Annotated in this window: 12 protein-coding genes; 6 read left to right on the top strand and 6 right to left on the bottom strand. The window is 65.8% G+C overall.

Annotated elements, in window-relative coordinates; translation table 11 throughout:
* Positions 1–11 precede the first annotated feature (11 nt).
* Genes V5F78_RS03990 through V5F78_RS03980 form a run of 3 tightly spaced genes read right to left on the bottom strand, consistent with a single transcriptional unit; the run spans position 12 to position 2,862 of the window.
* Entirely contained in the window at positions 12–839 is an 828-nt protein-coding gene (locus tag V5F78_RS03990) for an ABC transporter permease (RefSeq protein ID WP_394066347.1), read from the bottom strand.
* A 23-nt stretch (positions 840–862) separates the two neighbouring features.
* The gene (locus V5F78_RS03985; protein ID WP_394066348.1) at positions 863–1,648 is read right to left on the bottom strand and encodes an ABC transporter ATP-binding protein; all 786 of its coding nucleotides are present in this window, start codon (positions 1,646–1,648) and stop codon (positions 863–865) included.
* A gap of 23 nt (positions 1,649–1,671) precedes the next feature.
* Complete coding sequence (locus tag V5F78_RS03980; protein ID WP_394066350.1) at positions 1,672–2,862, bottom strand: mandelate racemase/muconate lactonizing enzyme family protein; 1,191 nt, start codon at positions 2,860–2,862, stop codon at positions 1,672–1,674.
* Between the two features lie 154 nt (positions 2,863–3,016).
* On the opposite strand from V5F78_RS03980, the gene V5F78_RS03975 reads away from it, so the two are divergent.
* A complete protein-coding gene (locus tag V5F78_RS03975; RefSeq protein ID WP_394066352.1) occupies positions 3,017–3,733 on the top strand; it encodes a GntR family transcriptional regulator in 717 nt (238 codons plus the stop codon).
* Between the two features lie 351 nt (positions 3,734–4,084).
* Here the strand turns inward: V5F78_RS03975 and ydiK are convergent, their stop codons facing one another.
* The 3 genes from ydiK to V5F78_RS03960 all read right to left on the bottom strand — a co-directional run bounded on the left by ydiK (position 4,085) and on the right by V5F78_RS03960 (position 7,845).
* Entirely contained in the window at positions 4,085–5,158 is a 1,074-nt protein-coding gene (gene ydiK, locus V5F78_RS03970) for an AI-2E family transporter YdiK (protein WP_394066354.1), read from the bottom strand.
* A 153-nt stretch (positions 5,159–5,311) separates the two neighbouring features.
* Positions 5,312–6,325 carry a GntR family transcriptional regulator gene (locus tag V5F78_RS03965; protein ID WP_394066356.1) on the bottom strand — a complete coding sequence of 338 codons (1,014 nt, stop codon included), beginning with the start codon at positions 6,323–6,325 and terminating at the stop codon, positions 5,312–5,314.
* Positions 6,301–7,845, bottom strand: coding sequence for a D-arabinonate dehydratase (locus V5F78_RS03960; RefSeq protein ID WP_394066357.1), 1,545 nt, complete (start codon positions 7,843–7,845; stop codon positions 6,301–6,303). Before V5F78_RS03960 ends, V5F78_RS03965 begins: the two co-directional genes overlap by 25 nt.
* Positions 7,846–8,082: 237 nt before the next feature.
* Between V5F78_RS03960 and V5F78_RS03955 the strand changes: the two genes are divergently transcribed.
* From V5F78_RS03955 to V5F78_RS03935, 5 genes are all read left to right on the top strand, one after another.
* Positions 8,083–8,766 (top strand): amino acid ABC transporter permease, encoded by a 684-nt coding sequence (locus V5F78_RS03955; RefSeq protein WP_394066359.1) that lies wholly within the window; start codon positions 8,083–8,085, stop codon positions 8,764–8,766.
* A gap of 7 nt (positions 8,767–8,773) precedes the next feature.
* Positions 8,774–9,418, top strand: a complete 645-nt coding sequence (locus V5F78_RS03950) for an amino acid ABC transporter permease (protein WP_394066361.1) — start codon at positions 8,774–8,776, stop codon at positions 9,416–9,418.
* A gap of 66 nt (positions 9,419–9,484) precedes the next feature.
* Positions 9,485–10,225, top strand: coding sequence for an amino acid ABC transporter ATP-binding protein (locus V5F78_RS03945; RefSeq protein ID WP_394066363.1), 741 nt, complete (start codon positions 9,485–9,487; stop codon positions 10,223–10,225).
* A gap of 49 nt (positions 10,226–10,274) precedes the next feature.
* Positions 10,275–11,078 (top strand): transporter substrate-binding domain-containing protein, encoded by an 804-nt coding sequence (locus V5F78_RS03940; RefSeq protein WP_394066365.1) that lies wholly within the window; start codon positions 10,275–10,277, stop codon positions 11,076–11,078.
* Between the two features lie 69 nt (positions 11,079–11,147).
* Complete coding sequence (locus V5F78_RS03935; protein WP_394066367.1) at positions 11,148–12,074, top strand: dihydrodipicolinate synthase family protein; 927 nt, start codon at positions 11,148–11,150, stop codon at positions 12,072–12,074.
* Positions 12,075–12,126: the final 52 nt, after the last annotated feature.

The following is a 12,126-nucleotide window of genomic DNA, read 5'->3' as shown; positions in this document are numbered from 1 at the left end:
TCCTCTGGTTATCAGTTGGGGGCCTTCCAGCCCACGAGCGCGTGCTCGAGCCAGAGCATCAGGCTGTTCATGAGGAAGCCGACCGCGCCGATTACGATCATTCCGGACATGACCTTTTCGGTCTCGATCATGGAGCGGGCGAGCTGGATCATGTAGCCGAGGCCCGAGGTGGCGGCGATCAGCTCGGCGGCGATCACGCAGGTCCAGGCCACGCCAAGTCCGACGCGCAGACCGGTGACGATGTAGGGCACCGCCGTCGGCAGCATGACCCGCGTCAGGAACAGCCACCGCCCGGCCCCAAAGCATTGCGACACCTGCACATGGATCGGCGCCACCGAGCAGGCACCGGTGTAGGCGTTGGTGAAGATCGGGAAGAAGCCGCCAATGAATATGATGAACCAGGCGGAGTGATCGCCGAGGCCGAACCACAGGATGGCAAGCGGAATCCAGGCGATGACGGAGATCGGGCGCAGGATTTCTACCAGGGGCAGCACATAGGCGGCGACCTTGCGATTCATGGCCAGCAGCAGGCCGAGCGAGATGCCCGTCACCGCGGCGAGACCGAAGCCCACGGCGACGCGCAGCACGCTGGCGCGGATATCGGTCCACAGCAACCCGGCCTCGGCGAGGTCGACCGTCGCCTTGAACACCGCCGTCGGCGGCGGGAAAATGTTCGGGTTCGCGAACCCGCTGCGCACCGCGCCTTCCCAAAGCAAAAGCAGGATCGGGATGAGCACCAGATGGCGCAGTCGCGCGGCAGCGCCCTTCAGGAAGCGGAACGCGCGGGTGCGCGCCGGAGTGCCGGTGGAGCGGACGGCTCGGGTGTCGGACGCGGCCATGGCGCCGTCTCCTTGCGTTGCCATCACGCTGCCGCCGCCCGCACCACTTCGGCGCGCAGGAGATGGGACAGTTCGTTCTTGATCTCCAGGAAGCGCAGGTCATGCGCCCGGATGGAGGGATCTCGCGGGCGCGGCAGGTCGACATCCACCACCGCCTTGACCCGTCCGGGGCGCGCCGTCATCACCAACACCCGGTCGCCGAGAAACACCGCTTCCTCGATATTGTGGGTGATGAGCACGAAGGTTTTTCCGGTGCGTTCCCAGATCCTCAATATCTCCTCCTGCAGCAGGTCACGGGTGAGGGAATCGAGCGCGGCAAAGGGCTCGTCCATGAGCACCACGTCCGGGTCGGGGGCGAGGGCGCGGGCGATGCTCACCCGCTGCTTCATTCCGCCGGAAATCTCGTGCGGGTAGCGGCCGGCGAACCTTGTCAGGCTCACGAGATCTATGAAGCCGTCGACGATCTCTTTGCGCTCGGCCTTGCCGACACCCTTCGCCCGGAGGCCGAACTCCACGTTCTGGTGCACGGTCATCCAGGGAAACAGGCCGTACTCCTGGAAGATCACGGTGCGGTCCGGGCCGGGGCCGCTGATCGGCGCGCCGTTGCGCAGGGCCTCGCCCATGGTGGGCTTGGAGAAACCGGCGATGGTGTGCAGCAGGGTGCTCTTGCCGCAGCCGGACGGGCCGATGATGCAGAAGAACTCGCCGGCATTGATTTCGCACGACACATCATCGAGGGCGACCACCGCCTCCGCCTCGTCGGGCGTGCTGAAGGACTTGGTGAGTTTCCGAATACTAATGGGGCCCATGTTCGGTTCCTCCGGCTGAGGCATCACGCGACGCGATAGCGCTCGATCACATCGAGGTCGGGTTCGAGGCCGAGGCCCGGGGCGGTGGGCACCGGCAGGTATCCGCCGACGGGGAGCGTGGCACCGCCATAGATCTCGGCCTCGAAATCGCAGAACAGACGCTCCAGCAGCGGGGTCGCGCGCTGGGCGGCGTTGATGTGGAGCGTCGCCACCTGGCCGGGGCCGAACAGCGCGCAATGGGGCACGAACTCCACGCCTTCCGCCTCGCAGAGGGCGGCGATCTTCATCAGCTCCGTAACACCCCCGGTCTTGGCCACGTCCGGCTGGGCGATGTCGATGGCGCCGGCGTCGATCATCGCGACGAAGTCGTGCAGGGAGCCGGCGTTCTCGCCCGCGGCGATGCGGTGGCGCCCGGTGGCGCGCACGATGGCGAGGCCGCGAAAATCCTCCGGCGGCCAGATCGGCTCCTCGAGCCACAACAGGTCGAGAGGGGCAAGCTCGCGGTCATAGCGCAGCGCCTCGGTCACCGACCACGGGCAGTTGGTGTCGAGCATCACCACCGCGTCGGTGCCCGCCGCCTCCACCGCCGCGCGAATCTCGGGGACGGTGACCTCGTGAAGCTTCACGTGGCGATAGCCGAGATCCACCGCGCGGCGCGTCGCCTTCTCCACGTCGGGGACGTTGCCATAGCGCATGAGGCTCGCATAGACGCCGATGCGGTCGGTGAAGGGGCCGCCCAGCAGGTCCACCAGCGGCTGCCCGGCAGACTTCGCGGCGATGTCCCACAACGCAAGGTCCACGGCGGAAATGCCGTACATGATGGGCCCCACGCGGCCGAAATTCTGGAGCTGGAATTCAAGATCGAACTTGGTCTTGGCGATCTCGCAGGCACGGCGGCCCACGACCAGCGGCAGCACCCGCGTCTCGATCAGCATCTTCAGCCCACGGTCCTCGCCGCGAGAGAAGGCCTCGCCCCAGCCGACGATGCCGGCGTCGGTCTCGAGGCGCACGAACAGGGTATCGAACTGGGTGCGCGGCGCACCGCCGAAGCTCCAGGGCGGGACGCCTCCGGACTCGAATGGAACCGAGATGAGGATCGCTTCCGCCTTGGCGATGCGCTGACCCAGCGGCGAGGCGGAAGGCGCGCCGCCGGACTCGCTGGCGGCCAGGGTGGAAATCGCGGATTGGCTGGTCGTCGCAACCGAGACTTGCATTTTGTACCTTTTTTCGTCTTCCGCTCCGCCTTATGGTGGGGGAGTGGCTGTCGCTGATTGTTGACAATTATCTGATAACGTCCGATTTAGTTGGTCAATGGATGAATTGACTAAAATTCGAGTTCGAATTGATTAAAGAGGAGGCAAGCAACCGATGGCTGCTCTGAAAATGGTCTCGGCGGTCGCCAAGCGCAGTCTCGACAGAGCGGCCGCGGATGCGCTGCGGCAGGCGATCGTCTCCGGCGAGGTTCTTCCGGGCACGCGTCTCACGGAAATGGAGATCGCGGCGCAATTCGAGCTTTCGCGCGGCACCATACGCGCCGCGCTCCAACGCCTTATGGGCGAGGGCTTGATTGTCCAGCGTCCCTATGCCGGCTGGGAGGTTGCCACCCTGACATCCCATGACGTGTGGGAGCTTTACACTCTGCGAGCCAGCCTGGAGGGGCTCGCCGCCCGCCTCGCTGCCCGTCACCCGGACCGGCGCGCACGCATGGAGATCGCGTTCGATGCGCTGAAGGCGGCGGCCGATTCCGGCGACGGCCGCGAGATCACCGAGGCCGACCTTTCCCTGCACAAGACCATCGTCAACCTGGCCGGCCATAGCCGCCTCGCCAGCCAGTATGACGTGGTGGAGCAGCAGGTGCGGATGTTCATGGCCTCGTCCAACGCCATACTGCCCGGCTCGGCAACGTTGATCGAGAACCACGTTCCTCTGGTGACGGCAGTGTCGGAAGGCGATCCGGATCTCGCGGAACGCTGCGCCAGCGTTCACAGCACCATCTCCGGCGAGATCCTGGTGCGCCACCTGGAGGCGCAGGTGCACACGCACGCCGGGGAGGCCTCCGCACCTTCAACGTCCGATCCGCGCTGATCCCAACGCAGCCCCGACCGCCCGATCCCGCGCCGCCCTTCGACGGTCGCCGGCTGGAAGCGAGGAGAAGATGGAGTTAACGCGCTCGCGCCAGGCGCCGGCCTCGACTGGGCGCGGGCCCTGGCTGCCTCGGAGCTCAAGGCATGGGCCGCGAGCCGGCTTGAACGGTTCAAGGTCCCCGAGAGTAGTCACATCGTCCCGGCCATGCCCAGGGGCCCACCGGAAAAGCGTTGCAAAGCTGCGTCGCCGCCCGCGCGCGCGTCAAGACGGGCGGCGAGAGAACATCAGCCAAGCACGGCTTCACCTGTTCTCGCCCGCAGAACCGCGAACGGGCTCCAGGGCGAGAATCCGTCACATCTTTTCGGTGGGGGCGAGTTCGCGGCCGGTCGAGATCCAGATGTTGAGCAAGGTATATGCGACCGCAAGTATGGTGGGACCCAGAAAAATCCCCAGCATGCCGAAAGCAACGAGGCCACCGACAACACCGCCGAATATGAGCAGGATCGGCAAGTCCGCGCCCTTCTTGATGAGGAACGGGCGAAGGAAATTGTCCATCGTTACGGTGATCACCGCCATGACCAGGAGGACCGAAGCGCCAATGGTGGCCCCGCTGTAATACATCCAGAAGACTGCGGGAAAGAGCACCAGCCCGGGGCCGATCTGGATCAGGCACAGCATGAACATCAGCGCCGTCAGCACGGGTGCGAACGGCACCCCGACCGCCAGCAGAGCGATGCCGCCCAGCGCGCTTTGCGCCAGCGCCGTCACCACCACGCCGAGCGCAACGCCCCGGATGGCGCGGCCGACCAGCAGGATGACCATCTCCCCGCGGTCACCGCCCAGGCGCCGACCAAAGCCGCGCGCGGTTTCCGCACCCTTTTCGCCCCGGGCATAAATGAATGCGGCCAGTACCGTGGTCAGCAGGAACTGGACGAACATTCCGGCCAGACCGCCCGCCGCGGATGCGAACCATTGGGTGAAGGCGCCGGCATACGGCGTCAGGCGCGGCGCGATATCGTCAAACCCGGCAGAGGTCACTTGGCCCCACATCTCGGCGGCGGGTGCGCCGAACAGCGGAACCTCGGCAAGCCAGGCCGGCGGCGGCGGTATGCGTATGGACAAGGCGGCCCGCGCCAATTCGGTCAGTTGGTCCCGATTGGCGATAATGGTGCCGACCGCGAGCCAGAACGGGATGATCAGCACCAGCAGCAGCGCGACGGTCATGATGACGACGGCGAGCGCGCGGCGATTTCCGGTGTGCTCCTGCACCCAGAGCATCAACGGCCAGGTGGCGATGACCAGCGTGGTGGACCAGACGATCGCCGGCAGGAATGGCTGGAGAATCAGAAAGCTGGTGGTGATGAGCCCGACGATGAACAGGACGGCGAGCGTCGCGCGGGGAAGGTCCAGCTGTTGCGGCAACATATGGTCGAGCCTTTTGCCTTGCGCGCGTCCAAAACGGTCCACGTCTTTACGCCGCGGACAAGGCCACGTCCACGCACCTGCCAGCGCCAGGCCGCCGGCTCCGCCGGGCCGGAACGCGAGGCCCGGTTCCGCCCCGAAACCCCTGGCGGCGCCTCAGGCGATATAGGGCAAGTGGGGCACGCTCTGGGACGCGCGGAAGGCGGCGAGACGTTCGGCGGCCTTCTGGCTGGAGGCGCGCAGATGCGCCACAAGCGCCTTCTTCGCCACGGTCCCGCTGCCGCGCCGCACGGCGCGCACGATATCCAGATGCTCGTCCATGAAGGGATCAACCAGGGTCGCACGCTTCAGCGCCACCTGGATGTGCTTGCCCGAGACCAGAATGCACCGCGTGCGCCGCAACGCCTCGATGAGTTCCGGATTGCGACCATGGGCCACCAGGTCGATATGCAGATCCGCTTCCAGCACGTCGAGGTCGGAAATGTCCACGTGCGGGAAGCGGGCGATCACATCCTTCAGGCGGGCTTCAACACTGTCGAGCTGCGCGATCGGGATCCGGCCGATGGCACTTTCCAGCGCCACCGGCTCCAGCAGGATGCGCAGCTCGTAGAGATCGTGGAAGCGCGCCTCGTCCAGCGGCACGATCCACCAGTGGGATTTCTCGCCCTTGGAGACGATGCCCACCTCGCGGGCATGGATGAGCAGGTCGCGCGCCACCGTGCGGCCCACATCGAAATGGCGCGCCAAAGCCAGCTCGTTCACGCGGAAGCGGCCAAACACCGAGCGCAGGATGATCTCGCGCTCGAAATCATAATAGAGCGACTGCCAGGCGAAGGACTTGGCGGACGCCGGCGGCTCAGCGTGCAGCTGGAGCATGGCCGAGGTGATCTTGACGCGCTGGGGCGTCTCGGTGCGCCCGACCAGCAGGCCGCGCCCCTCGAACCGGCTGAGCAGCCCCTCGCTTTCAAGTTCGGACAAGGCCTGCTTCACCGGCGAGCGGCTGGATCCGAACAGGGCCGCGAGCGGCCCCTCCAGCAACACCGCGCCCACCGGCAGCGCGCCATCGCAGATGGAGCGCCGCAATTGCTCGGCGATCAGGGCATAGGCGGGCGTCCGGTCGACGACCGGCGCCTGCTTGCCGCGGCTCAGGTTACCGCGCCGATTTGCCATGGCACGAATTCATTGTCGCCGAAGCCGTAATCCTCGCTCAGCGTATGCGCGCCCGAGGCGATGGCGATGATCGTCTCGAAGATCCGCTCGCCAGCTGCCTCGATGGTGTCTTCCCCGGTGACGATGCCGCCGCAATTGACATCCATGTCTTCCTGCATGTGCGCGTACATCTCGTTGTTGGTCGCGACCTTGATGCAGGGAGCGGGCTTGAAGCCGGAGACGGAGCCCCGGCCGGTGGTGAAGACAATCACGTTGCAGCCCCCTGCCACCTGGCCGGTGACGGCAACCGGATCGTAGCCGGGCGTGTCCATGAACACAAAGCCCGTGCGGTCGATGATCTCGGCATATTCATAGACCGCTTCCAGCGGCATGGTGCCGCCCTTGGCCACCGCCCCCAGCGATTTTTCCAGGATGGTGGTGAGCCCGCCCGCCTTGTTGCCGTGGGAGGGATTGTTGTTCAGCTCCGCCTCGTTGCGCTCGGTGTAGCGGCGCCACCATTCGATGCGGTCCACCAGTTTCTGCGCCACCGCCGGCGTGACCGCCCGGCGGGTCAGGAGATGCTCGGCGCCGTAGATTTCGGGGGTCTCGCTCAGCACCGCCGTCCCGCCGTGCCGCACCACGAGGTCCGCCGCATGGCCGAGCGCCGGATTGGCGGAAATGCCCGAATAGCCGTCCGAGCCGCCACACTGAAGCGCCACCTTGAGGCCGGAGAGCGGCACGGTGGTGCGTTTGGCAGCGTTCACCGCGGGCAGCATCTCGCGGATGATGCCGGAGGCGACCTCAACGGTCTTTCGCGTGCCGCCTAGGTGCTGGATGGTCATGGTGCGCAGGAACGGGCCTTCCTCGAGCCCGTACTTCTTCACGATGGGGTCGATCTGGTTGGTCTCGCAACCGAGGCCAATCATGAGGATGCCGGCGAAATTGGGGTTTTTCGCATAGCCGCTCAGCACGCGGGTGAGATAGGCATAGCCCTCGGTCTTGGTGTTGATGGCGCAGCCGGTGCCGTGGGTGAGCGCCACCACCCCGTCCACATTCTCGAACCCGTCGAGGCCGCCGCCGCGGTTGAACCCGTCGGCGATGGCGCGCGCCACCGTGGCGGAGCAATTCACCGAGCTGACGATGCCGATATAATTGCGCGTGCCCACCTGCCCGTCGGCGCGCACATAGCCTTCGAAGGTGCGGCGCTGGCCCTGCGGCAGCAGCGGCGTGGGACGGGCATCCTCGGCGAAATGGTGATCGACGCCGCTCTCCTGCATGGCGAGGTTATGCAGGTGCACGTGCGCGCCGGGCGCGATGTCGACGGACGCGATGCCGATAACCTGGCCATATTTCAGCACTGGCTCGCCCGCCGCGACGGCGCGGATCGCCATCTTGTGGCCGCTCGGAATCTGGGCCAGCGCGACGATGGCGTCCCCGTCCATCTCCACCGGCGTGCCCGCGGGAATGGCGGATCGGGCCACGGCCACATTGTCCCGCGCATTCAGTTGGATCACCGGGGAGGCCGTGCGCATCGTCAGCATGGAATTGTCCGCTAAAATGATTATTGCGTGCATCAATCAATCATGTTAGATGTCCTCCAGTCAATAGAAAAATGATAATAAATTAGGCAGGAAAGAACGCCTATGCCTCTGATTTAGCACCATAAAATTGAATGATCCGAGCACAGCTCGGAGCGTTAAGCGTTACGCATCGTCACGCCGGATCCGTATATTTATCAAACGCGATGAATTTCGCTTCCGAAGACGCGGGTTTTTGCCTTGTCCTACGAATTCGATTTCTCATTCCTGGATGAATATTTGCCAGACCTGTGGCACGGCGTCTGGCTGACCCTGGGAATGACGACCGCTTCCATCCTTCCGGGCTTCGCGCTCGGGACGCTCTGCGCGGTCGGCCGCCTGTATGGCCCGCCGTGGGCGCGGCGGGCGGTGATCATCTATGTGGAAGGCATCCGCAATACGCCGCTCATCATCCAGGTGTTCTGGCTGTTCTTCGGCCTCGCCGTGTTGCAGGTGCGGATCGGCCCGTTTGCGGCGGCGGTGATCGCCCTCGTCATCAATGTCGGCGCCTATACCGCCGAGATCATGCGCGCGGGTTTCATGAGCATCCCGAAAGGCCAGATCGAGGCCGCCTCCTGCCTGGCGCTCAAGCCGAGCCAGGCCTTGTGGTCGGTGCAGCTCCCCCAGGCCGTGGAGCGCGTCTATCCCGCGCTCGTCAGCCAGTTTGTGCTCATGATGCTGGCCACCTCGATCATGTCGCAGATCTCCGCCGAGGAGCTGACCGGCGTCGCCTACATGATCCAGTCCTTCACTTTCCGCGGGTTCGAGGTCTACCTCGTCATCGCCGTCATCTACCTCGTCATGGCCTCGCTCCTGCGCCTCACGCTGCTTGGCGTGGCCCAGGTCTCCTTCCCCCGCCGCCGCCGGCTCGGCACACCGCTGTGAGGCTCTGATGCTGGGACTGACCATCGAGCAGATCGCCTATCTCTTCCGCGGCGCGGGCTGGACCATCGTGCTCTCGCTGCTCGGCTTCGTCGGCGGCACGCTGCTCGGCCTGCCCGTCGCCCTGGCGCGTTCCGCCCACAGCAAGCTCGCGCGGGCGCTCTCCGGTGTGCTGGTGCAGGTGGTGCAAGGCATCCCGCTGCCGGTCATCATGTTCGTGGTCTATTTCGGCATCAGCATCGGCGGGTTCGATGTGCCGGCGCTGGTGGCGGCGGGCGTTGCCATGACGCTCTATGCGGGCGCCTATCTCGGCGAGATCTGGAAGGGCTGTATCCTCGCCGTGCCGAAGACTCAATGGGAAGCGGGCGAATGCCTCGCGCTCACCTCCACCCAGCGCTTCGTGTTCGTGATCCTGCCCCAAGCCCTGCGCATCGCGGTGCCGCCCACCGTGGGCTTCCTGGTGCAGATCGTGAAGAACACCTCCTATTCCGTGGTGATCAATTTCTTCGACCTGACCTATTCGGCCAAGGTGATCAACAATTCCACCTTCAGGCCGTTCACCGTATTTACCATCGCCGCGCTGATCTATTTCGCCATCTGCTTTCCCATGTCGCTGCTGGCGAGCCGGTTCGAGCGGCGGCTGCACCGCGGCTGAGGAGACGGCATGACCCTTCAGACGAGAGCCCCCGCCCCTTCCGCCGCTTCCCGTGAGAGCCCTTCCATGACCAGCCCCGCCGCGCCCCTCGTGCGCTTCCGCGACGTGCGCAAGAACTTCGGCGCGTTGGCCGTGCTGAAGGGCATCGACCTCGACGTGGCACCGGGGGAAGTGGTGGCCCTGATCGGCCGCAGCGGTTCCGGCAAGAGCACGGCGCTGCGCTGCGTCAACGGCCTGGAGAAGGTGGACGGCGGTGAATTGACCGTGTGCGGGCGGGCGCTTCACAGCGGCACGGTCGACCTGCGCGAGCTGCGCCAGGACGTGGGGATCGTGTTCCAGAGCTACAATCTCTTTCCCCATCTGACGGTCGAGCAGAACGTGACGCTGGCGCCTCGCAAGGTGAAGCGTATCAGCAAAGGCGAGGCCCGCGACCTCGCCGCCGACGTGCTGGCGCAGGTGGGCCTGGCCGACAAGGCGCAGAACTATCCCGAACAGCTCTCCGGCGGCCAGCAGCAGCGCGTCGCCATCGCCCGTTCGCTGGCCATGCACCCCAAGCTGATCCTGTTCGATGAGGTGACCTCGGCGCTCGACCCCGAGCTGACAGGCGAGGTGCTGAAAGTCATCGAGCGGCTCGCCAAAGGCGGCATGACCATGATGCTCGTCACCCATGAAATGGCCTTTGCCCGCTCGGTGGCCCATGCCGTGGTGTTCATGCACCAGGGCAAGGTGTGGGAGAGCGGCAAGGGCGAGATGCTCGCCAATCCCCAGACCGTCGAGTTGCGCCAGTTCGTCGGCAACGGGCTGTGACACCCATCTGCAACGCCAACAGAAAACAAGATTTGGAGGAGTTTTCACCATGACCATGACCCGCATCGCCGGCACGCTTGCGCTCGCCGTTGCCCTGGTGGCCGGCCCGCTCGCCGCCAACGCCGAGACGCCCGCCGGCATCAAGCAGCGCGGCAAGCTGCTAGTGGCCATCGACGTCAGCCATCCGCCCTACGGCATGCTGGACGCGCAGGCCAAGGAGACCGGCTCGGACGTCGAGACCGCCAAGCTCCTGGCGCAGGATCTCGGCGTGCCGCTGGAAGTGGTGCCGGTCTCGGGCGCGAACCGCGTGCCCTCGCTGCTGGCCGGCAAGGTGGATCTGGTGATCGCTTCCTTCTCCATCACGCCGGAGCGCAAGAAGGTGGTGGATTATTCCATCCCCTACGGCGTGATCCCGGTGGTGGTCTCCGCCCCCAAATCGACGGTGATCAAAGGCGCGGCCGACCTGGCCGGCAAGTCCATCGCCGTCGCGCGCGGCACCACCGCCGACATCGAGCTGACGCGCACCGTCAAGGACGCCAAGGTCGCCGCCAACATCGTGCGCTACGAGGACGAGGCCACCGCCAATACCGCCGTCGCCACCGGGCAGCAGGACATTCTGGCCGCCGCCCTCTCTACCGCCAATGCGGTGGCCGAGCAGAACCCGGGCAAGCAGCTCGAGGTGAAGATCGAGATGGCCGCCTATCCCATGGCCGTCGGCCTGCGCAAGACCGATCCCGAGCTGAAGACGTTCGTGAACGCTTGGGTGACGGACAACCTGAAGAACGGCAAGCTGAACGACATCTATAAGAAGTATTTTGGCCAGTCCCTGCCCGAGAACCTCCCGGCCGAGTGAAATTTCGCCAATGATGGAAGGGGCGCGATCTGCGCCCCTTCGCTGTCGCACCGTGCCTCAGGAGACGCCATGACCGCCGCCGCCCAGCCCTATCGTGGGCTGTTCCCCGTCGCCCCCACCCCGTTCCTCGCCAATGGCGACCTCGATCCCGACGGCCAGCGCCGCGTGCTCGATTGCATGATCGACCAGGGCGTGGACGGCATCTGCATCCTTGCCAATTATTCCGAACAGTTTCTCTTGACCGACGAGGAGCGCCGCATCCTCACCGAACTGTCGCTCGCCCATGTGGCAGGGCGCGTGCCGGTGATGGTGACATGCTCCCATTTCTCCACCCGCGTCGCCGCCGAGCGCGCCGCCCATGCTCGCGCCGCTGGTGCCAGCCTCATCATGCTCATGCCGCCCTATCACGGCGCCGGCATCCGCCTCGACGAGCAGGCCATCTTCGATCATTTTGCCCGCGTGGCGGATGCCGCGGGCATCCCGGTGATGCTTCAGGACGCCCCGCTAAGCGGCGTCTCGCTCTCCGTGCCGTTCATGGTGCGGCTCGCCCGCGAGCTGCCGCTGGTGCGCTATTTCAAGATCGAGGTCGCCGGCACCGCCGCCAAGCTGCGCGCGCTGATCGCCGCAGGCGGTGATGCCGTCGAAGGCCCGTTCGACGGCGAAGAGGCCATCACGCTCATGGCCGATCTCGACGCGGGCGCCACCGGCGTGATGTCGAGCGCGCTCCTGCCCGATCTGCTGCGCCCGGTGCTGGACCACCACGCGGCCGGGCGGCGTGCCGAAGCGGCGCAGGCCTATGCCCGCGTCCTGCCGCTGATCAATTACGAGAACCGCCAGTGCGGCCTGCGCGCGGCGAAGATCGCCATGATGGAGGGCGGCGTGATCTCCTCCGACGCGGTCCGCCATCCGCTGGAGCCGGTGCACCCCGCCACCCGCGAAGGATTGCTGGAAATCGCCCGGGAGCTCGATCCCCTGGCCCTGTGCTGGGGCAAATGACGGTAGGACATCGTCATATTTGACTCGACCAAGGCCGATCCGCGGGCGAAAG

Source organism: Roseixanthobacter glucoisosaccharinicivorans (assembly GCF_043195095.2).
GTDB lineage: Bacteria > Pseudomonadota > Alphaproteobacteria > Rhizobiales > Xanthobacteraceae > NCEH01.
The sequence above is the reverse complement of the archived record's forward strand: the minus strand, read 5'-3'. Positions and strand labels throughout refer to the sequence as shown.